The sequence below is a fragment of the Altericroceibacterium endophyticum genome, from assembly GCF_009827595.1.
GTDB lineage: Bacteria > Pseudomonadota > Alphaproteobacteria > Sphingomonadales > Sphingomonadaceae > Altericroceibacterium > Altericroceibacterium endophyticum.
The window spans coordinates 66,387-87,444 of the sequence record NZ_WTYT01000002.1 but is presented as its reverse complement, the minus strand read 5'-3'; the positions used below and the strand labels follow the sequence as shown (position 1 = coordinate 87,444).

19 protein-coding genes are annotated in these 21,058 nt (G+C 59.5%); 15 read left to right on the top strand and 4 right to left on the bottom strand.

Features of this window, described 5'->3' with window-relative positions:
* Window positions 1–61 precede the first annotated feature (61 nt).
* The 4 genes from hemC to GRI91_RS04390 all read left to right on the top strand — a co-directional run bounded on the left by hemC (window position 62) and on the right by GRI91_RS04390 (window position 3,211).
* A complete protein-coding gene (gene hemC, locus GRI91_RS04405) occupies window positions 62–985 on the top strand; it encodes a hydroxymethylbilane synthase (RefSeq protein WP_160735439.1) in 924 nt (307 codons plus the stop codon).
* The gene (locus GRI91_RS04400; protein WP_160735438.1) at window positions 982–1,695 is read left to right on the top strand and encodes a uroporphyrinogen-III synthase; all 714 of its coding nucleotides are present in this window, start codon (window positions 982–984) and stop codon (window positions 1,693–1,695) included. Before hemC ends, GRI91_RS04400 begins: the two co-directional genes overlap by 4 nt.
* Window positions 1,658–2,671 carry a hypothetical protein gene (locus GRI91_RS04395; RefSeq protein ID WP_237437662.1) on the top strand — a complete coding sequence of 338 codons (1,014 nt, stop codon included), beginning with the start codon at window positions 1,658–1,660 and terminating at the stop codon, window positions 2,669–2,671. Before GRI91_RS04400 ends, GRI91_RS04395 begins: the two co-directional genes overlap by 38 nt.
* Before the next feature lie 84 nt (window positions 2,672–2,755).
* On the top strand, window positions 2,756–3,211 hold the full coding sequence (locus GRI91_RS04390) for a hypothetical protein (RefSeq protein WP_160735437.1): 456 nt from the start codon (window positions 2,756–2,758) through the stop codon (window positions 3,209–3,211).
* A 50-nt stretch (window positions 3,212–3,261) separates the two neighbouring features.
* Here the strand turns inward: GRI91_RS04390 and GRI91_RS04385 are convergent, their stop codons facing one another.
* Window positions 3,262–4,476 carry a UbiH/UbiF/VisC/COQ6 family ubiquinone biosynthesis hydroxylase gene (locus GRI91_RS04385; RefSeq protein WP_160735436.1) on the bottom strand — a complete coding sequence of 405 codons (1,215 nt, stop codon included), beginning with the start codon at window positions 4,474–4,476 and terminating at the stop codon, window positions 3,262–3,264.
* Window positions 4,477–4,553: 77 nt separating this feature from the next.
* On the opposite strand from GRI91_RS04385, the gene GRI91_RS04380 reads away from it, so the two are divergent.
* Window positions 4,554–6,656 carry a protein-disulfide reductase DsbD family protein gene (locus GRI91_RS04380; protein WP_160735435.1) on the top strand — a complete coding sequence of 701 codons (2,103 nt, stop codon included), beginning with the start codon at window positions 4,554–4,556 and terminating at the stop codon, window positions 6,654–6,656.
* Here GRI91_RS04380 and GRI91_RS04375 read toward each other — a convergent pair.
* Both GRI91_RS04375 and uvrB read right to left on the bottom strand, forming a co-directional pair.
* The gene (locus GRI91_RS04375) at window positions 6,634–7,215 is read right to left on the bottom strand and encodes a hypothetical protein (protein WP_160735434.1); all 582 of its coding nucleotides are present in this window, start codon (window positions 7,213–7,215) and stop codon (window positions 6,634–6,636) included. The two genes, GRI91_RS04380 and GRI91_RS04375, sit on opposite strands and share 23 nt — an antisense overlap.
* Window positions 7,212–9,398, bottom strand: coding sequence for an excinuclease ABC subunit UvrB (gene uvrB, locus GRI91_RS04370; RefSeq protein ID WP_160735433.1), 2,187 nt, complete (start codon window positions 9,396–9,398; stop codon window positions 7,212–7,214). The genes GRI91_RS04375 and uvrB overlap by 4 nt, the downstream gene beginning before the upstream one ends.
* A 192-nt stretch (window positions 9,399–9,590) precedes the next feature.
* Between uvrB and GRI91_RS04365 the strand changes: the two genes are divergently transcribed.
* From GRI91_RS04365 to GRI91_RS04335, 7 genes are all read left to right on the top strand, one after another.
* On the top strand, window positions 9,591–10,139 hold the full coding sequence (locus tag GRI91_RS04365; RefSeq protein WP_160735432.1) for a DUF3617 domain-containing protein: 549 nt from the start codon (window positions 9,591–9,593) through the stop codon (window positions 10,137–10,139).
* A 91-nt stretch (window positions 10,140–10,230) separates the two neighbouring features.
* The gene (locus GRI91_RS04360; protein WP_237437661.1) at window positions 10,231–11,073 is read left to right on the top strand and encodes an esterase/lipase family protein; all 843 of its coding nucleotides are present in this window, start codon (window positions 10,231–10,233) and stop codon (window positions 11,071–11,073) included.
* Window positions 11,074–11,143: 70 nt separating this feature from the next.
* On the top strand, window positions 11,144–12,568 hold the full coding sequence (locus GRI91_RS04355; RefSeq protein WP_160735431.1) for a circularly permuted type 2 ATP-grasp protein: 1,425 nt from the start codon (window positions 11,144–11,146) through the stop codon (window positions 12,566–12,568).
* A 16-nt stretch (window positions 12,569–12,584) separates the two neighbouring features.
* Entirely contained in the window at window positions 12,585–13,529 is a 945-nt protein-coding gene (locus GRI91_RS04350; protein WP_160735910.1) for an alpha-E domain-containing protein, read from the top strand.
* An 11-nt stretch (window positions 13,530–13,540) separates the two neighbouring features.
* Window positions 13,541–14,356 (top strand): transglutaminase family protein, encoded by an 816-nt coding sequence (locus GRI91_RS04345; RefSeq protein WP_160735430.1) that lies wholly within the window; start codon window positions 13,541–13,543, stop codon window positions 14,354–14,356.
* Between the two features lie 43 nt (window positions 14,357–14,399).
* Window positions 14,400–15,149, top strand: a complete 750-nt coding sequence (locus GRI91_RS04340; RefSeq protein ID WP_160735429.1) for a proteasome-type protease — start codon at window positions 14,400–14,402, stop codon at window positions 15,147–15,149.
* A 120-nt stretch (window positions 15,150–15,269) separates the two neighbouring features.
* A complete protein-coding gene (locus tag GRI91_RS04335) occupies window positions 15,270–16,007 on the top strand; it encodes a response regulator transcription factor (RefSeq protein ID WP_337190314.1) in 738 nt (245 codons plus the stop codon).
* A 206-nt stretch (window positions 16,008–16,213) separates the two neighbouring features.
* Here the strand turns inward: GRI91_RS04335 and GRI91_RS04330 are convergent, their stop codons facing one another.
* On the bottom strand, window positions 16,214–16,891 hold the full coding sequence (locus tag GRI91_RS04330) for an extensin family protein (RefSeq protein ID WP_160735428.1): 678 nt from the start codon (window positions 16,889–16,891) through the stop codon (window positions 16,214–16,216).
* 170 nt (window positions 16,892–17,061) lie between these two features.
* On the opposite strand from GRI91_RS04330, the gene GRI91_RS04325 reads away from it, so the two are divergent.
* The 3 genes from GRI91_RS04325 (at window position 17,062) to GRI91_RS04315 (ending at window position 21,052) form a co-directional block, all read left to right on the top strand.
* Window positions 17,062–18,192, top strand: a complete 1,131-nt coding sequence (locus tag GRI91_RS04325; protein WP_160735427.1) for a phosphoserine transaminase — start codon at window positions 17,062–17,064, stop codon at window positions 18,190–18,192.
* A 105-nt stretch (window positions 18,193–18,297) separates the two neighbouring features.
* A complete protein-coding gene (serA, locus tag GRI91_RS04320; RefSeq protein WP_160735426.1) occupies window positions 18,298–19,881 on the top strand; it encodes a phosphoglycerate dehydrogenase in 1,584 nt (527 codons plus the stop codon).
* Window positions 19,882–19,939: 58 nt separating this feature from the next.
* On the top strand, window positions 19,940–21,052 hold the full coding sequence (locus GRI91_RS04315; RefSeq protein WP_160735425.1) for an ATP phosphoribosyltransferase regulatory subunit: 1,113 nt from the start codon (window positions 19,940–19,942) through the stop codon (window positions 21,050–21,052).
* The last annotated feature ends 6 nt before the right edge of the window (window positions 21,053–21,058 follow it).

The following is a 21,058-nucleotide window of genomic DNA, read 5'->3' as shown; positions in this document are numbered from 1 at the left end:
CTGGACGCAAATGGGGATTAGGGCAAGACTACCCAATGGCCCAATTAATGAAAATAGCCCGATGACCACTCCCCTGATCAAACTTGGCACTCGCCAGTCCCCGCTTGCCATGGCGCAGGCCGAAGAAACCCGCCAGCGGTTATGCGCGGCGCATGGCTGGGAGGAAAGCGCCGTTGAACTGGTGCCGGTTATCGCCAGTGGCGACCGGATTCAGGATCGGCCGCTGGCTGAAATCGGCGGCAAGGCGCTCTGGACGAAGGAACTGGATGGCTGGCTGGCCGAGGGTGAGATCGACGCGTCGGTTCATTCGATGAAGGATGTCGAAACCCTGCGTCCGGAGATGCTGACCATCGCGGCCATCCTGCCGCGTGCTGACCGGCGCGATGTGTTGATCGGTGCGGCCAGCATTGCCGCTCTGCCGCGCGGGGCCGTGGTGGGCACCAGCGCGCCGCGCCGCGCCGCGCAGTTGCTGCATGCGCGCGATGATTGCAAAATCGTATCCTTCCGCGGCAATGTCGCCACGCGTCTGTCCAGGCTCGCGGCTGGTGAAGCGCAGGCTACCTTTCTGGCGGCTGCCGGGCTGGAGCGGTTGGGTGAGGGGAGTGTCGGCCATCCGCTGGATGAGGAGGACTGGCTGCCGGCCCCGGCGCAGGCTGCGATCGGGATTGAATGCCGCGCTGATGATATGCAAACGCGCGAGGCCCTGGCGGCGATCGACCACGCACCAAGCCGTGCGGAAATAAGCGCCGAACGCGCTCTGCTGGAAGCGCTGGGCGGCAATTGTCACAGCCCGATCGCGGTTTTGTGCCGCTATGACGGACAGCAGCTTTCCATGCGCGCCGCCCTGTTCAGTCCCGATGGGGCAGAGCGGGTCGAGGGATCGGCCCGGTTCGCACCGGGAAGTGAGGGCGCAGCGGAATTGGGGCGTGATCTGCTGGCCCGAGCCACACCAGGCATCGCCGCGCATTTCTCCGGATTAGAGTGACCCCTTCCGTTCTTGCCTTGCGGCCCGAACCGGGCTTTTCCGCGACCATAGCAGCGGGCCGTCATGCCGGGTTGCCTATGGCCGGGGCACCTTTATCCCAAATTCGCCCCCTGGCCTGGTCGCTGCCGGATGTGGACACTATCGATGCCCTGTTGATGGGCAGCGCCAATGCGATCCGCCAGGGCGGGGCAGCGCTTGATGCGTTGCGTGGCAAGCCCGTGCTGGCCGTCGGAAAGACGACCGCAGAGGCTGCACGCAATGCTGGCTTTACGGTCGAAACCGTCGGCGAAGGCGGCTTGCAAAATGTGCTGGATGCTCTGCCTTCCCGCCCGCGCCGCTTGCTGCGGCTGGCCGGGGCGGAACATGTGCCGCTGGCTTTGCCCGATCATATTCATGTGGAAACGCGGATATTATATGAAAATGCCTTGCTGGATCTGCCGCATGCCCTGTGCGAGGTTTTGGGTGAACCCAGCGTGATCCTGCTGCATTCAGCCGCTACGGCGCGGCATTTCGCGAAGGAAGTCCGGCGCTGCGGATTGCCGCGCGATCAATTGGCGCTCGCTTGTCTGGGGCCCCGCATCAGTGAAGCGGCGGGAGAAGGCTGGGCAAGGATTGGCCATCCTGTACATCCGCGCGAAAGCGCCCTGCTGGCACTGGCGCAGGACATGTGCCATGACCCGCAGCTGTTTGGAAAAGGGCACGCCCGATAGTGAACGTCACCGGAATTTGAGCATGGATAACGATCTTTACAGCCGTTCTGGCCGCGTCAAGGCGCGCAAAAACAACAGCGGCGCGCGGCTGATCATTCTTGTGGCGGTGCTATTCTTCTGCCTGGGGGCCGGTCTGGCTGGCTATTTTGCCTGGCGCGGCGGGATGTTTGAATTTGGATCGCCGGATCTGATCAATGTGCGGCAGGAAAGTGCCGACACACAGCCTGAGGCCGCGTCATCACCCAATCCCGAACCAAGCGCGACAGCGGCAACGGAGCCGGTTACGGCCGGGGATGCCGCAAAAACCCGGCAGGCCATGGCAAAAGTGGCGCAGCAGCAAGGCGGACTGGATCAACGGGTCGCCGCGATGGAACAGCGCCTGACCCGGCTGGATCTGCAAGCGCAAGCCGCCGCCGGCAATGCCGCGCGGGCAGAAGGATTGCTGATCGCTTTCGCCACGCGCCGGGCGATCGAACGCGGCGCACCGCTGGGTTATCTGGCGGATCAATTGCGGCTGCGTTTCGGTGATGCGCGCCCCAATGCGGTGCGCAAAGTGATCGAGATTTCGCAGGACCCGGTCACGCTGGATCAATTGGTCGCGCAGCTGGAAGGCCTGTCGTCCAAACTGGTTCAGGCGCCAGATAATGAAGGAACCTGGGACTGGCTGAGCCGCGAATTGTCCGATCTCTTCGTTATCCGGGCCGAAACGTCACCCTCACCTGCGCCGCAGCAGAGGTTGGATAGAGCGCGGCTTTTCCTGGAAAGTGGGCGGATCAATTCCGCAATCGGTGAAGTCAGCAATTTGCCCAATGCGTCCGAGGCAAGCGCCTGGATTGACGCGGCGCAACGCTATGCTGCCGGGCAGGAGGCGCTCGATCTGCTGGAAACGACCGCCATCCTCGAACCACGCGAATTGCGTAATGGTGCGGGGGAGCGGGTAGAACAGCCCAGCCCGATCGGAGATGTGCGGCCTTAACCAGCGCTTGGGAATGTAATATTTTCGCGCTAGAATTCGGGCTCCATATTCGTGGAGACTGAACCCGTGCCTTGCATTCCTCACATGCGTTTGCGGTCTTTTCGACCTTTGCTCTTAGCCGCTTTGCCGGTTGCGCTGTCAGCCTGCGCGGCGCAGCCCGGTCCCGTGCACACCCGTCTTTATCCCGAACAGGCCGTGTTCAATGCCGCGCAAGTTGCGCCAAGGCCGGTCTTTGGCGTCTTTGATATGGCTGTGCGGGCAACCGGGCGGGACAAGAGCCGCCTCTATCTCAATTCACAGACTGATTACCGCGATCCGCGCTGTCTCACCATCGTGATTACGCCGAAGGTTGAACAGGCCCTGATCCGCCGTCTGGGCGGTGACGTGGAGAAGGCATTATTGGGACAGCGGATCGCGGTTCAGGGCGCGGCGCGCACGGTCAGAATTGACTTTACGACGTATGGGCGGCCATCGGGCAAATATTATTACCAGACGCATGTTGTTCTCAACCGCGCGGAAGATCTTACCATCGGCGGTTGAAGGGCGTGACGCAGCGATGGCCGCGCATTGGTGCGGCGCATTTCGCCCGGTCAGCCGCGCAGCAGTTCCGGCAAGTCCCCGCTAACGCCGCGCGCTTCATCCATGAAAAAGGTCTTGAGCGGTGAGGAGCGCTGAACAATGCCCATGCCAAGCCGGCGAATGGCACTGGGGATACGCCCCGGAACGCCGAACAGCCAGGTAAGCGCGTCGGTAGAGGCCGCGACGCTGAAACTGTCGAGACCGCGCCAGCGTTCATAGCGCTTCAGCAGCTGGGCATCGCCGGGATCGAGCCCGATCCGCATCCCTTCCACCAGGACTTCCATCAAGGTGCCGACGTCGCGCAGGCCCAGGTTCAGGCCTTGCCCTGCGATCGGGTGGATACCATGCGCCGCATCCCCCACGAGCGCCAGACGGTCGGCCGTGATGGTGGCGGTATGCTGAAAACTCAGCGGATAGGAACTGCGCGGACCATTGAGCGCAATGTCCCCGAAAATGCCCTGCATCCGCTTTTCGATTTCGGCGTGAAGAGCGCGCTCGGGCAGGGCCAGATAGCCTGCCGCGTCTTTTTCCGATACGGTCCAGACCAGTGCGCTGCGATGTTTGCCGTCCGGCGTATCGAGCAGCGGGAGTAGCGCGAAAGGCCCGGCGGGGTAAAAGATTTCCCACGCGACATTGTCATGCGGTTTTTCATGCGTCAGCCCCGCAATAATCGCGCGGTGCCGGTAATCCCACTGCGCCAGCGACAGGCCGGCTTCATCCCGTGTGGGGGAGCGACGCCCTTCGGCCGCGACCATCAGGCGGGCCTTTAGCTGCGTGCCGTCGGCAAGCTTGGCCGATACGCCATGGGTGTCGCGGTGCCGTTCGGTGACTTCGGCCTTGGCATGCCAATTGATCAGCTCTGCTTCCGAAGCCGCTTCAAACAAGGCCTGACGCAGCGTGCGATTGGAAAACATCCGGCCCAGCGAGCCTTCATGTTTTTCGGGTGTGAAGTCGATGCGTCCCGGCTTCATCGCGTCGGTCACGGCAATGGATTCGATCGGACAGCCGAATTCTTCGAGTCTGTCGGCCAGACCGATATTGGTGAACAGGTTCCAGCTGGCCGTGGAAATGGCCGATGCTCGGCCGTCAAATCCCTCTGCGGTCAGATCCGCCGGGTCGGCGCGGTCGACCACATGGCTGGTCAGCCCTTGTTTTGCAGCGGTCAGCGCCAATGTCATGCCCACCAGACCGCCACCAATAATTAGCAGATCGCGCGTTTCACTCATCGCTTTGTCCAGTGGTTATTCCATTGCGGGTTCATATAGAGCGTCCTAGAGCGGCATCCACCATGCACGCAAGCTCAATGCCCTTTTTTCATCGCTTGCTGACGATAGTCGGCCTTTGTCTGGCAATCTGTTCCGGCACGCAGGCGCTGGCGCAAGACCAAGTCCAGACCCTGGTTCAGACATCTGCCCCGCAGGGCATGGCGCAGGGCGCACGGAAAGACGCCAATCATATTGCCGCAGAACTGGTTGCCACGCCTTCGGCGCAGAAGGATGGCGATTGGACGCTCGCGCTGCATTTTACACCCGCCCCCGGTTGGCATGGCTATTGGCGCAATCCGGGTGATGCGGGTTACGGCATGCGGCTGGGCTGGACCTTGCCGGAAGGGTGGAGCGTCGGCGAGCCGCTCTATCCCGTGCCGCAGACCCTGTTGATCGCGGGGCTGATGAACCATGTTTACGAAGGCGATTATGCGGTTCTCATCCCGCTGAACGCGCCGGCCGGTGCGGCTGCTGACGGACAGACCGTGTCGCTCGATGCGCAATGGCTCGCGTGTACCGACAAGATCTGCGTACCCGAAGAAGCAGAGCTGTCCGTAAGGCTGGAGAACCAGGACAATGCGAGCAGGTTTGACGCATGGCGCGCCGCCCTGCCGCCGCTGCTGGATCAGCAGGCGCAATTTTCGCTTGGCCCCAAGACGCTGCGCATCGCGATCCCGCTGCCGGCGTCGCTGGATGTACCTGCGCCATATCTCTTCCTCGGTGAAACGCAGCTGGTTGATTATGCGGGGGCGCAGATATTCAGGCGCAAGGGAGATACGCTGGTTGCCGAATTGCCGCGTAAGGGGCTGGAGCAGGATGCCGAGGCGCTGAGCGGCATTCTGAAGCTGGATGATGCGGGCAATGGTGTGCGTTTCATCGCGCAGCCGGGCACGGTCCCTTCAGGTGGTATTATCCTGTCTGGCGGCGGAGAGGGCACAGATGCGGCAGGCAATCTGGCACCGCTATGGGTACTTCTGGCAGGCGCGCTGGCGGGTGGGTTGCTGCTCAATATCATGCCCTGCGTATTCCCGATCCTCAGCCTCAAAGCGCTCAGCCTGGCCCGTGCGGGTGAAAGCGAAGCGGAGGCAAGACGCGAAGGGCTGGCTTATAGCGCCGGGGTGATCCTGGCCTGTGTGATGCTGGGCGTGCTGCTGCTCGCTTTGCGGGCCGGGGGCACAGAAATCGGTTGGGCCTTCCAGCTACAGGAACCGGGCGTAGTGGTTGCGCTGTTGGCGCTGGCACTGGCGATTACGGCCAATCTGGCAGGCCTGTATGAATTGCCGTCGCTATCGCTCAACCGCGCCGGCGGGCGCAGCGGGGCCTTTTCCACCGGGTTGCTTGCCGCCTTTGTGGCGACACCTTGCACCGGCCCCTTCATGGCGGCCGCGATGGGCGCGGCCCTGTTATTGCCCCCTGCACAGGCCTTGCTGCTTTTTGCTGCGCTGGGGCTGGGGCTCGCGCTGCCGTTCCTGCTGCTCGGCTTTATTCCTCCGCTGCGCCGTATTCTGCCGCGCCCCGGGCCGTGGATGGACCGTTTCCGTAAAATACTGGCGGTGCCGATGGGGCTGACCGTGCTGGCACTGGTCTGGCTGTGCCTGCAATTGGGGGGCGGCGCCTTTGCGGCATTGGCATTGGCGCTGGCGGCGGCCTTCACACTGTTGCTGGTCATTGTGATCCGCCGCTATCAGGCCGGGCGCCGCGCGCTGCCTCTGTTTATCGCTGGGCTGGCGGTGCTGGCCGTGATCGGCGTGATCGGCTTGCCCCGTCTGGAAGATAGTAGCTCGGCGGAGGCGGACAGCCTATTGGCCGTGGTTCCTTTCAGCGAGGACGCGCTAAGCGCGGCGAGGGCCGAAGGAAAGCCGGTCTTTCTCTGGTTCACCGCTGATTGGTGTCTCACCTGCAAGGTGAATGAAAATGTCGCGATAGAGCGTGAGGAAACCCGCAAAGCCTTTGAAAAAGCAGGCGTTGTGGCGATGCGTGGCGACTGGACGCGGCGTGAGCCGGCGATCACGCGCTTCCTGACGCGCCACGGCGTTGGCGGTGTGCCGCTCTATCTATGGTATCCGGCAGATGGCGGGGAGCCGGAGGTGCTGCCGCAGATCCTGACGCCTGACAGCCTTACGGATCGGGCGTCTCGCTAGCGTCTTTTTCCGCTTCCTTTTCCTCCAGCGCCAGCACGCGGCCGCCCATGCGGCACCATGTCACGAATTCACCCGGCAGCGGACTTCCGCCAATATAGAGCGAACCGCCGCCCGGAAGCGTCGCTTCCAGATCGCGCCGTCCGGTGAAGACGTCCAGATCTGGATCGGTTGCGGGGAAGCTGCCTTCCCAGCGCCATTCCCCTTCATTCAGCGAAGCATCGACTTTGAAGCGGGAAATCATGCCATTGCCGATCACGGGCATCAGCGCCTTCTGGCCCGGCTGCGCGGCAATATGTCGGATGATCACCAATTGCGGTGGTGTTTCTTTCAATCGGCAGGCCAGCGTTAGCATCGGATCGCCATCGGGCGCGCCGAAATGGATCGCACGGCCATCATCGGCAACGCGCCAGCGGGAATTATCCGTGTCCGGGGAGGCCAGCGGTTCCTCCGTCGGTGCGCCGCTTTTTTCCAGCGATATGCGCTGCGCCTGAAGCGGGGCGTTATCCTGCCGGCCACAAGCGGCGAGTGCCAATACGGCCAGAATGGCGGCGCGTTTCACTTCTTCCACTTCCTTTGCGTCTTGCCATAGCGCGTCTTGCGCGTGCCGGGCTTGCCTTCATTGCTGCGCCCGACCTGCGGCGCCTTCTTGTCGCCATCGGGCAGACCCAGTTCCTCATTCTCAAGCCGGCGAATCTCGTCACGCAGACGCCCTGCTTCTTCAAATTCGAGATCAGCCGCGGCCTTGCGCATCCGTCCTTCGAGATCTTCGATATAGGCGCGCAGATTGTGGCCGACCAGATTGTTGGTCTCTCCATCTTCCAGATCCACCGTGACGCCATCACCGGCGGCGGTATGGGCGACGATATCGGCAATATCGCGCTTGATGGTCTGCGGCGTGATGCCGTGCTCCTCATTATAGGCGCGCTGTTTTTCCCGGCGGCGGTCGGTCTCCGCCATGGCGCGCTCCATACTGCCCGTGATGCGGTCGGCATAGAGGATCACGTGGCCATCGACATTACGCGCGGCGCGGCCGATTGTCTGGATCAGCGAGGTTTCACTGCGCAGGAAGCCTTCCTTGTCCGCATCCAGAATGCAGACCAGCCCGCATTCTGGAATGTCGAGCCCTTCGCGCAGCAGATTGATGCCGATCAGCACGTCGTAAACGCCCATGCGCAGGTCGCGGATCAGCTCGATCCGCTCCAGCGTTTCGACATCCGAATGCATGTAGCGCACGCGGACACCCGCTTCATGCATGAATTCGGTGAGGTCTTCGGACATCCGTTTGGTCAGGGTGGTGACCAGCGTGCGATAGCCCTTGGCCGCGTTCTCCTTGCACTCATTGATGCAATCCTGAACCTGATCCTCCACCGGGCGGATTTCCACGGGCGGATCGATCAGGCCGGTCGGGCGAATAACCTGTTCGGCAAAGACGCCGCCGGTCTCCTCCATTTCCCATGATCCGGGCGTGGCGGAAACGGTAAAGGTCTGAGGCCGCATCGCGTCCCATTCATTGAAGCGCAGCGGGCGGTTGTCGATACAACTGGGCAGGCGGAAACCATATTCCGCCAGCGTGATCTTGCGCCGGTGGTCACCCTTCGACATCGCGCCGATCTGCGGCACGGTCTGGTGGCTTTCATCGACGAAGAGCAGCGCATTTTCGGGCAGATATTCAAACAGGGTTGGCGGCGGTTCGCCCGGCATCCGGCCGGTCAGGAAGCGGGAATAATTCTCGATTCCGGCGCAGGAACCGGTTGCGGCAATCATTTCGAGATCGAAATTGGTCCGCTGTTCCAGCCTTTGCGCCTCCAGTAACATGCCGGCCTCGTGCAATTCCTTCAGCCGTTCCTGAAGCTCGAAGCGGATCGCCTCGCTGGCCTGCTTCATGGTCGGGCCGGGGGTTACATAATGCGAATTGGCATAGATGCGGATCTTGTCGAGACTGGCGCCCTTCTTGCCCGTCAACGGGTCGAATTCGCTGATCTCTTCAATGTCGTCACCGAAGAAGGATACGCGCCAGGCGGCATCTTCATAATGGCTGGGGAAGATTTCCAGATTGTCGCCCCGAACGCGGAAATTGCCCCGCGCGAAACCGGCATCGTTGCGCTTATATTGCAGTGCCACGAGTTTGCGGATGATTTCCCGCTGATCAACGCTCTGATCTTTCTTCAGGTCGAAGATCATCGCCGAATAGGTTTCCACCGACCCGATACCGTAAAGGCAGGAAACCGAGGCGACGATGATCACATCATCGCGTTCCAGCAAAGCGCGGGTGGCCGAATGGCGCATCCGGTCGATCGCTTCATTGGTGGAGCTTTCCTTCTCGATATAGGTGTCGGAGCGCGGAACATAGGCTTCGGGCTGGTAATAGTCGTAATAGGATACGAAATATTCCACCGCGTTTTCAGGGAAGAAGCTCTTGAATTCGCCGTAAAGCTGGGCCGCGAGGATCTTGTTGGGCGCGAGGATCAGCGCCGGGCGCTGCAATTCCTCGATCACCTTGGCCATGGTGAAGGTTTTGCCTGAGCCGGTCACGCCCAGCAGCACCTGCGTATTCTCTTCGTCACGCGCGCCGGCCACCAATTCCGAAATGGCGGTCGGCTGATCGCCTGCGGGTTGATATTCGGAAACCAGCTTGAAAGGCTTGCCACCCTGCGTCTTTTCAGGACGGTTGGGCTTATGGGGGGTGAAGTTGCCGGATGTGTCTGGTTCTTCCAGCCCGCGGCGGATAACGAGTTCGGCCATGGCGGAACATATGGGGACATTCGCTGCGCCGCGCAATGCTTCACGCGAGATAGCGCGGGTATAATTGCGCTCTGACAGCAAGTTGGCGGATGGAGCGACTGTCGTGGAAGTTGGCAGGGCGAAAAGGGCTTGGTAAGAGTGGTGTCTGAACCGGCCATCTGGCAGGTCACTCACTATGTCAGAGGATGATTTATGTTGAAGACACTCGCCATTTTGCCGCTGGGCGCCGCACTGATGCTGGCCGCCTGCTCCTCTGAACCAGAAGAAGGCGATGGCCCGGTTTCTCAGGAAGACGTGGCGCGTCAGGCCGAAAATCTCATTCACCCCGCTCCGGGTGAATATAAGACCTCCATGGAAATGATGGATTTCGAAATTCCCGGGATGCCCGATGCGCAGGCCAAGCAGCTGCAATCGGTTTTCGAGGAAGCATCCGGCATGAAAAACAGCTTTTGCCTGACGCCTGAGGAAGCGGACAAAGGTTTTGAAGGGTTTCTGGAGGAAATTGCGGAAGGCGACTGCACCTTCAACAGCTTCAACGCTTCGGACGATAAAATCTCTGCTGATATGACCTGCAACGATGTGCAGGGCACCAGCGGCAATGTGAAGTTCGACGGCACAATGCGCGAAGATGGTTCCACTCTGGTGATGGAGCTGCGGCAGAAGGTCCCCGGAATGCCGGATGAATCGCAAGTCTTCATGAAAATGAAAATGGAAAGCGAACGCCTCGGCGATTGCAGCTGACAATACTGGCCGCAGGCAGGCCAGTTACTGTCAATCAGAACACAGGGAAGGGGCGGCCAATTGGTCGCCCTTTTTCATATGGGTTGGAAATATGACCACCTTCATGCGTTCATGGTGGAATAAGTCATTTCTGTTACAGACGGCGGCTATGAACCTCACCAGTGTAATTCAACGCAGCCCTTTTGATGCGGCGCCCTTGCAGGCATTTGGCGATGCGGTTGGCAAACGTCTTGCTTTGCTCGGCCATCGCCGGCCGCGGGATGTACGCGGGCCGAAGGCAAAATATCTGATGGGTGAATTGGCGGTCTTTGCCGAACCATTTCGCCGTGTGCAGCGTGAAATCCCGGTCGCGCACTCCGAAAATCCGCAAGTGGTGATGCTGCTGCCTGGATTTGCCACCCATCCGGTCCGCATGCGTTACATGGCGCGGCAGCTCGAAAAAGCAGGGCACACGGTGAAGCGTTGGGGGCTGGGCTTCAATTTCGGCCCCACGGATGAGAATTTTGAGCTCCTCTCTGAGCGCGTGCAGCAATTACGCGCGCGATATGGTCAGGAGGTCGTGCTGATCGGCTGGAGCCTCGGCGGCATTTTTGCGCGTGAAATCGCCAAGCGACATCCAGAGGCGGTGCGCAAGGTGGTGACGATGGGCTCGCCCTTTTCCGGTGATCCGCATGCCAATAATGCGTGGCGGCTCTATCATCTGGTGACTGGCCATTCTGTCGATGCACCGCCGGTAGAAGCATATCTTCCGGAAAAACCCCCGGTTGAAACAGTCGCTTTGTGGAGTCCGCGGGACGGCATCGTATCGCCGCGAAGTTCCTGTGGCCGCCGCGGTGAGCGTGATCGTTCGATCAGTTTACGCTGCACACATCTGGGTTTTGCCTATTCAGAAGAGTCTATCCTGATGATTTTAAGGGAACTTGATGCCTGCTGACGCTTTATGATTAATAAGGCTTGGCAGCACAGCTGTTATATGAATATGCTGCGCTGCAATAAGGGGGTCTATGAGCGAACCAGCGAATTTCGATGAGATGAGTGGGCCGGATGGAACCATCCGACCAGCCTACAAGGGATATCACGATTGGCTGTCCGAACAGGACGGCAGCTGGATGCGACGAAAGAGTTTTGAGGCTGAGAGCCTGTTTCGCCGAACGGGCATAACATTCAATGTTTATGGCCAGGAAGACGCAGAAGAGCGCCTGATTCCATTTGATATCGTTCCGCGGATTATTGGTGGCGGCGAGTGGCGCCGTCTGTCCCGCGGGATTGAGCAACGTGTTCATGCCCTGAATGCGTTCATGCATGATCTCTATCACCGTCAGGAAATCATCCGTTCAGGCCGCTTGCCGGAGCGTTTGTTTCGCAGCAACACCGCGTGGCTGTCGCAGATGGTGGGCTTCACGCCGCCTGGGGGCATTTACAATCATATTGTCGGCATCGATCTGGTCCGCACCGGAACGGACGAGTTCATGGTGCTGGAAGACAATGCGCGCACGCCCAGCGGGGTGAGCTATATGCTCGAAAACCGCGAAACCATGATGGCGATGTTCCCCGAATTGTTCAGCCGGGTGAAGGTTCAGCCGGTGTCGAATTACCCCCGCCGTCTTGCTACCAGCCTCGCAGCCTGCGCCCCGGCTTGTGCCGGAGAACATCCGACCGTCGCGGTGCTGACTCCGGGGATCTACAATTCGGCCTATTTTGAGCATGCCTTTCTGGCTGACCAGATGGGCGCCGAGCTGGTCGAGGGCAGCGATCTGCGCGTAGTGGATGGCCGCGTACAGATGAGGACGACACGCGGTTTCAAACCGATCGATGTGCTTTATCGCCGTGTTGACGATGATTTTCTGGACCCGCTCACTTTCAACCCTGACAGTGTTCTGGGCGTTCCGGGGATCATGGATGTCTACCGTGCGGGCAAGATCACCATCGCCAATGCGCCGGGGACCGGGGTGGCTGATGATAAGGCGATCTATTCCTTCATGCCGGAAATCGTCGAGTTCTATACGGGCGAAAAACCGTTGCTGCCCAATGTTGAAACGCATCGCTGCGCCGATCCGGACAGCCTGAAATATGTGCTCGACAATCTGGAAGAGCTGGTGGTGAAGGAAGTCCACGGATCGGGCGGCTACGGCATGCTGATCGGGCCGACCTCCTCCAAGAAGGAAATCCGCGCCTTTCGCGCCAAGCTGGAAGCGAAGCCCGAAAATTACATTGCCCAGCCGACACTGGCCCTGTCCACTTGTCCGATCTTCACCCGCAAGGGACTGGCCCCGCGCCATGTCGATTTGCGCCCCTTCGTCTTGATGTCCCCCAAGGGGATCGACATCACGCCCGGCGGGCTCACTCGCGTGGCGATGAAGAAGGGGTCTCTGGTTGTGAATTCGAGCCAGGGCGGCGGGACCAAGGATAGCTGGGTCTTGGACGATTGATGGCGGAGATAGAATGATGCTCGGACGGACCGCCAACGGAATTTTCTGGATGTATCGCTATCTCGAGCGGGCGGAGAACACTGCCCGCTTGATGGAGGCTGGCCACCGGATGACCCTCACCCGCGGGGCCGAAGCAGCGAATGAAGAATGGCGCTCTGTCGTCAGCACGCTCGGCCTGAAATCGTCTTATGAGGAGCATTATGACGATTATTCGGGCGCGCATGTCTGCGATTTTGTCGTGCGGTCCAAGAATAACCCGCTCAGCGTGCTGGCGATGTTTGAAAAAGCGCGGACCAACGCCCGGGCATGTCGTTCATCGCTCACCGCAGAAGTGTGGGAAGCGATTAATGAAGGCTGGATGACGCTGACCGAAATGCTGCGCCGGCCCTTGCGGGAAGCCAATCTGGGCACAGTCCTGTCGGTGGTTCGCCGTGAATCGACGCTGGCACGCGGCGCCACCCATGGTTCCATGATGCGTAACGAGATTTATTGTTTCGCCCGCGCCGGGACCTTCATCGAACGGGCGGATAATTCGGCACGTATTCTCGACGTGAAATACTATCTGCTGCTGCCTTCGCTGGCTCATGTCGGCACTGCGCTGGATAGCGGACAGTGGGACAATGTGCTGCGTTCACTATCGGGTGAACGCGCCTATCGCTGGCTGAATGCCGGCCGGATGGACGCACGCTCGATTGCGGACTTCCTCATTCTGGATGACCGTTTCCCGCGTAGTCTGGCATTCTGCTATGCCGAATTGCGCGAAAATCTGGCCATCCTTTCGCGGATGCACGGGTCCGAAACCGCTGCAAACGCGTTGCTGCGCGAAGCCGATCTGCGCCTGACGGGCAAGACGGTGGAGGATATCTTCGATCGTGGCCTGCATGAATTCCTGCTGGAGTTCATCTCATCCAATCAGGCCCTCGCCCAATCAATTGCGGAGGAATACCGCTTCAATTCCTGAAGAGATTATCCATGCGCCTCGCTGTCCACCATTCCACCCGCTACCGCTTTGCTGCTCCTGTCTCCCATGGATTGCAGCGCCTGCGGTTAACGCCAAAAAGCACGCAGGGTCAGGAAATCCTGGAGTGGACGATGCGTTATGAAGGCGCCCGTGAAGAGCTGGTCTATGAAGATCAGAACTTCAATACGGTGGTCCTGATTTCGGTGGATGAAGGGGCGGAGCAGGTCGTCGTCAGCTGCGAAGGGCTGGTCAATACCGAGGATAAGGCCGGTCTTATCGGCCACCATTCCGGCCATATGCCGCTATGGGCATTTCTGGGTGAGACGCCACTCACCAAGGCGGGGCCGAAGATCAAGCAATTGATCAGTTCGGTCGAGCGCAGCGAAAACGGCATGGTGGAAACACTGCATAATCTGTCATCCGCCATTCGCGATCAGGTGAAGTATGAAACCGGCACGACGCAGGTTGACACGACAGCCGAAGAAGCCGTTATCGCGGGCAGTGGTGTGTGTCAGGACCACGCGCATATCTTTATCGCAGCGGCCCGCTCGCTCGACATCCCCGCGCGTTATGTCAGCGGATATCTGATGATGGACGACCGGATCCATCAGGAAGCTACCCATGCCTGGGCCGAGGCCCATGTGCAGAATCTGGGATGGGTCGGGTTCGATATTTCCAATGGTATTAGCCCCGATCCCCGCTATGTACGGGTCGCGACGGGACGCGATTACCACGATGCGGCGCCGATCACTGGGATCAGTTTTGGTGCAACGGCCGAAGATTTGACGGTCAATCTTGCAGTGGAACAACAGACCCCCGAACAATAAGGTGCGATTGAACGCACCCTGATAAGTATAAGCAGGACGAATTATGACCTATTGCGTTGGGATGATGCTCGACCGCGGGCTGGTACTCATGAGCGATACCCGGACCAATTCCGGGGTCGACAATATTTCCGTTTTTCAGAAAATGACCCACTGGAACGTACCGGGGGAGCGGATTATTTCGCTGATGACAGCGGGTAATCTGGCGACCACTCAATCAGTGATCAGCCAGCTTGAGGAACGGACGAAGGCGCCGGAAGACCGCCAGAACTCGCTGATGGAACTGCCGACCATGTTTCAGGTGGCAGCCGAAGTCGGGCGGACCCTGCGCCAGACGGTACGGGAAACACAGTCCAAGAATGGTCAGTCTGGGGAGGGGCGCTTCACCGCATCCATGATTCTGGCTGGCCAGATCAAGGGCATGGAACCGCGCTTGTTCATGATCTATCCCGAGGGAAATTTCATCGAAGCCAGTCTCGACACGCCTTTCTTTCAGATTGGTGAAACGAAATATGGCCGGCCGATCATCATTCGCGCTTATAATCGCGAGATGAATTTTGAAGATGCAGTGAAGCTGCTCATGGTCAGTTTCGATTCCACGCTGAAGGCCAACCTCTCTGTCGGCCTGCCGCTGGACCTGCTGGTAATTGAAAAAGACAAATATGAACCGGCGTATGAACAGCGAATCGAAGCAACTGATCCGTATTTCTCTTTAATATCTTCCAGTTGGAGCGAAGCACTTCGTAGCGCCTTCGATGGTCTACCTAACTTCTCTTTCGATAGAGCGGATGGTTAGTTAGGTAACTGTGCTTAGATAATTACCCTGAGTTATTTACTCCGCAATTTCCTTTAGTTCCTGAATGCGTTCAGAATGGATCTATTGGGGAGCACTATGTCAGGGAAAAAAGCAAAAAGGGTGTCGCTAACGCATCCGAAACGGATGTCAGAAGACCTGACGGGTTTGGAAAAGCGCGGCAATCTTGCCGCCATGATGCAGAACCCAACCATCCACTTCGTCGATAGCGACAGCCGGAGCCGCGCTGAACATGCAAGGCTGGCTTATTCGCTCGGATCCCACGCAGAAGTCTATGCGGATTGCGAAGAGCTTTGTCTCAGTCGCCCGCAAAGTGGACTTATCCTGATATGCGAAGACATGCTTGGCGGCGATGTCGATGCGCTTTTCAGGCAATTGGAACGGGCGGAGATCTTTCTTCCGGTCGTTATTGCCGCGCGGGAGCCGAACCTTGAAAGCGTCGTCGATGCGATCAAGGGCGGGGCGCTGTATTATCTTCAACTGCCGCTGCGGCGTGAACAATTCGCAGCAATTCTGGACCAATTGATGGAAGAGGCGGAGGCGCATCTGAGTGCCCGCCGCAAGCTGATTGAGGCAAGGCAGCGTATCGCGCAATTGAGCAAGCGTGAAAAGGAAGTGCTCGATTGGCTGGCCAGTGGTTGCTCCAACAAATTAATCGCCAGACATCTCAGTATCAGCCCGCGCACTGTGGAAATCCACCGGGCGAATATGATGGATAAGCTGGGGGCCGATCACGCGGCTAAGGCGGTTCGTCTGTGGCTGGAAGCAGAGCTGCCTTCAGCCCATGAAGAAGATACGGATACAAAAGAGGATATGCAGGATCTTCGTCGCATAGGGTGAGGGCTGACAGTGCCCCCTCCGGGAACCTGCGGCTGCTTTGATCTGCCGTTCCCGGCTGCAACGTGGGGGTGATATTGCCTGTGTGCGCTGCTTGCGCGGTGCTGTTCAAATTATCGAAAGGGTGCGCGCAAGCGGGGATTGTAAGGCCTGCCAGGCTCAGAAAAAACACGGACTAGTGGCCGAGAGCGTTCTTTAATCTTGCCCCATTATCGGCAATAGCTTTTGCCCTCATTCGTGCCTTCAATATGCAAATGATCAAGGTGGGCCGCATTATATTCTGGCCCCAGCACTGTCGCAAAACGCTTGCAGGCACTTTCATGAACCACGCGCAGGAAGCGGCGTTCTGCTGAACTTCCTTTCGACCAATCGCCGAGAACAGAAATACGCTGACCATTGGCGAGCACGAAGGCCGATATGTCAATGGCATCGGCGGTGGCGTGGGCAGAGCGGCGATTGCTGCCGGCGACATTGCGGCAATTATAGCTGCCGAAGGTTTCGATTCGCTTCAGGGGAGAGCCCAGAATCTGGCGTGCGGCACGATCTGCGCCATATCGCGCCCACCCGGCAAAGGCGGTTGCGGTGGAGCAGGTGACGGGCCCCAGATTGGTGACGGAAAACGTCTCCAAATCACCATGCAGGCCAGACAGCTTCACCGTATTCAGATTACTGCATCCCTTGCCTAAATACCGATCGGGCAGGGGCGTGAAATCGGCTTGCATCTGGCCCAGTTCGCTCAAACATTGTCCGGCGGCTCCGCCCCGGTCAATCGGTCCGCTGGCCTGCTGCCTTGCCGGAGCGCGTGGTGCCTGCTTGCTATCTCCGGGGAGCACCGAACACGCGGTCAGGCTGGCAACCAGAAAGAGAGCGGAAAAGCGGCGAAACATGCTGAGCTTAATGCCTCAAGCTTGCTTAATGTTCCGCTAACACAGTTTCTCTGGATAAGTGGCTGCGCTTCTTTCCCTCTGTGCTTGACTCTGGGGTGCGCATCTTTATTGCGGCGGACGGGCCACGCGGTCCCAACGCCGCGCGTGCTCTCTGTGAGGAGAGTCATTATATGACAAATAATACCGTACCCACGCGCAAACCCGCGCGTCCGCATTTTTCTTCCGGTCCCTGCGCGAAGCCGCCGGGCTGGGCCCCCGAAAAACTCGCTACCGAAAGCCTCGGTCGCTCGCATCGCAGTAAGATTGGCAAAGGCCGGATCGCCTATTGTCTCGATCTGATCCGCGAAATGCTTCAGCTGCCCGACAGCCACCATATTGGCATCGTCCCCGGTTCTGATACCGGCGCCGTTGAGATGGCCATGTGGACAATGCTGGGCGCGAAGCCTGTGACGACGCTTGCCTGGGAGAGTTTCGGTGACGGTTGGGTCACTGATGCTGTCAAGCAGCTCAAGCTCGACCCCACAGTTATCAAAGCCGATTACGGCCAGCTTCCCGCTCTCGATCAGGTTGACTGGTCGAATGACGTGATCTTCACCTGGAATGGCACCACGTCAGGTGTTCGCGTTCCCAATGGTGACTGGATTGCCGATGACCGCGAAGGCCTGTGCATCGCCGATGCGACCAGCGCCGTATTCGCGCAGGATATCCCCTGGGACAAGATCGACGTTCTGACATTCTCCTGGCAGAAAGTGCTCGGCGGTGAAGGCGCGCACGGCGTTCTGATCCTCGGCCCGCGTGCCGTTGAACGGCTGGAAAGCTATACGCCGTCCTGGCCGCTGCCAAAGGTCTTCCGTCTGGTTAAGGGCGGCAAGCTGAATGAGGGCATCTTCACCGGTGCGACCATCAACACGCCCTCCATGCTGGCTGTAGAAGACGCGATCTTCTCGCTCGAATGGGTGAAGTCGCTTGGCGGCCTGGACGCGGCGAAGGCCCGCGCCAATGCCAATGCAGCCGCGCTCGACAAGATCGTGCAGGAGCGTGACTGGCTGGGCCATCTGGCGGTTGATCCGGCCACACGGTCCAACACCAGCGTCTGCCTGACGGTGGAAGGCGCGGACACCGATTTCATCAAGAAAATGGCCAAGCTGCTCGAAGAGCAGGACGCGGCCTATGATGTTGCCGGTTATCGCGATGCCCCTGCCGGGCTGCGCATCTGGTGCGGCGCCACGGTCGATACGGCCGATGTCGAAGCGCTCGGCCCCTGGCTCGACTGGGCCTACGCCTCAGCAAAAGCTGCCTGAACCCTGCTTCCCCGTCACGCCCGTATTGTACGGGGTGACGTGGAAGGCTGATTTTTCGCGTCCTGCTGCGAAGCGACGCGCCTTTTCCAAAGATTGGAAAGATTCATGACCAAGCCCAAAGTCCTTATTTCCGACAAGATGGACCCCAATGCCGCCAAGATCTTCGAAGATCGCGGCTGTGACGTTGATGTAAAACCCGGCATGACCCCGGAAGAACTGAAGGCTGTAATCGGCCAATATGATGGCCTGGCGATCCGTTCAGCCACCAAGGTTACGCCGGAAATTCTCGAAGCCGCGACCAATCTGAAGGTCATCGGCCGGGCCGGTATCGGCGTCGATAATGTCGATATCCCTTCCGCATCCGCTCAGGGCGTGGTCGTGATGAACACGCCGTTCGGCAATTCGATCACCACCGCTGAACATGCGATTGCCATGATCATGGCGCTGGCCCGCCAGATCCCGGAAGCCAACACGCTGACGCAGCAGGGCGAATGGCCCAAGAGCAAGTTCATGGGCGTGGAAGTAACCGGCAAGACGCTGGGCCTGATCGGTGCAGGCAATATCGGTTCGATCGTTGCCAGCCGCGCACAGGGCCTGCGGATGAAGGTCATTGCCTATGACCCGTTCCTGACCGAAGACCGCGCGGTTGAAATGGGTGTGGAGAAGGTTGACCTTGAAGCGCTGACCACCCGCGCCGACTTCATCACGCTGCATACGCCGCTGACCGATGAAACCCGCAACATTCTCAGCCGTGAACGTCTGGAAAAGACCAAGCAGGGCGTGCGTATCGTCAATTGCGCCCGCGGCGGCCTGGTCGACGAAGCTGCGCTGAAGGATCTGCTCGATAGCGGCCATATCGCTGGCGCCGCCTTGGACGTGTTCCTTGAAGAACCGGCCAAGCAGCACCCGCTTTTCGGCACGCCGAACTTCATCTGTACCCCGCATCTTGGCGCTTCCACGACAGAAGCACAGGTTAATGTCGCGCTGCAGGTCGCCGAACAGATGAGCGATTATCTGCTCACCGGCGGTGTTACCAATGCGCTCAACATGCCTTCGCTCTCGGCGGAAGAAGCACCCAAGCTCAAGCCCTATATGGCGCTGGCCGAAAATCTCGGTTCGCTGGTTGGTCAGCTCGCCCATGGCGAATTGCCCAAGATCAGCATCGAAGTGGAAGGCGCCGCTGCCAAGCTCAATCAGAAGCCGATCACCGGCGCTGTGCTGGCCGGCCTGATGAAGCGTTTCTCCTCCACCGTGAATATGGTCAATGCGCCGTATCTCGCGAAGGAACGCGGCATTGAAGTACGCGAAATCCGCAATGAGCGTGAAGGTGTCTATCAGACATTGGTCCGTGTCACCGTGGCAACCAGCCAGGGTGATCGGTCGGTCGCCGGTTCGCTCTTCGGTGCAACCGAGCCGCGTCTGGTCGAAATCTTCGGTATCGGTATCGAAGCCGAACTGACCGGCAATATGCTCTATATCGTCAATGACGACGTTCCCGGCTTCATCGGCAGCATCGGTTCGCTGCTGGGTGAAAACGGAATCAATATCGGCACTTTCCACCTTGGTCGCCGCACCACGGGCGGTGAAGCTGTGCTGCTGCTCTCTGTTGATCAGCCGATTCCTCAGGATGTCGCCGAAAAGGCCAATCAGCTTCAGGGCGTGAAGCTGGTCAAAAGCCTGACTTTCTGATCCTTATTGGCCGTTCGCCCTTGCACAGCGGGGGCGAACGGCTACTGGATTTCGCATTATGACCGATCAGACGCGAGACCTGTTGCCCGAAGGGCTTGAAGACCGGCTGCCCCAAGGCGCCGCGATCACCAGCAATATTGAGCAGGAAATCCTGCAGGTAATGGATGGGCACGGTTTCGACCGGGTGCGTCCCCCGCTGATCGAATTCGAAAAATCTCTCGCGGGGCGGATGGATGGCGTTCAGCCGCGCCGCATGTTCCGCTTTGTCGATCCCACCAGCCTGCGCACCTTGGCGCTGCGGTCGGATATCACGGTTCAGGTGGGGCGTATTGCCGCTACCGGGCTGGCCCATGCACCGCGTCCCTTGCGTCTGAGCTATGCCGGACAGGTCACGCGCATCACCGGCGATCAGCTGGAACCATCGCGTGAAAGGCTGCAGGTTGGGGCTGAGCTGGTGGGCGCAGACAATGTCGCGGCGGCCGGTGAAATGGTGAGCCTCGCCATTGAAGCTCTGGAAGCTGCAGGCGCTTCGGGCATTTCTATCGACTTTACGCTGCCCGATCTGGTCGACACGCTCGCCGCTTCTGCCTTCCCACTGGATGCAGCTCAGGTGGAAAATGTCCGCCGTGAACTCGATTCCAAGGATGCGGGCGGGTTACGCGATGTTGGCGGTGATGCTTATGTCCCGCTGCTTTATGCCACCGGTCCGTTTGATCAGGCGATCGAGAAGCTGGCCGCCATCGACGCCGGCGGTGCATTGGCAAGCCGCATTGCGGGCTTGCGCGAAATTGCGCAGCGGGTTGGCAATCATGCCCGGCTGACGCTTGATCCGTCTGAACGCCACGGGTTTGAATATCAGAGCTGGTTCGGCTTCACGATTTACGCAGATGATGTTCGCGGCGCGCTGGGCCGGGGCGGCACCTATCGCATTCTCGGCTGCGACGAAGCGGCAACCGGTTTCTCCCTCTATCCCGATCCTCTGGTCGACGCATTGGCCGGTGGCACTTCGCGCCGGGAGAAGCTGTTTCTGCCGCTGGGCCATGACCGCTCCGCTGCGGCCGTATTGCGCAAGGAAGGCTGGCGGACGGTGGCAGCTCTCTCCGAAGGCGACGATGCGGCAGCTCTGGGCTGCTCGCACCGTCTTTCCGGGGATAGTCCGGTCAAACTCTGACCGTCT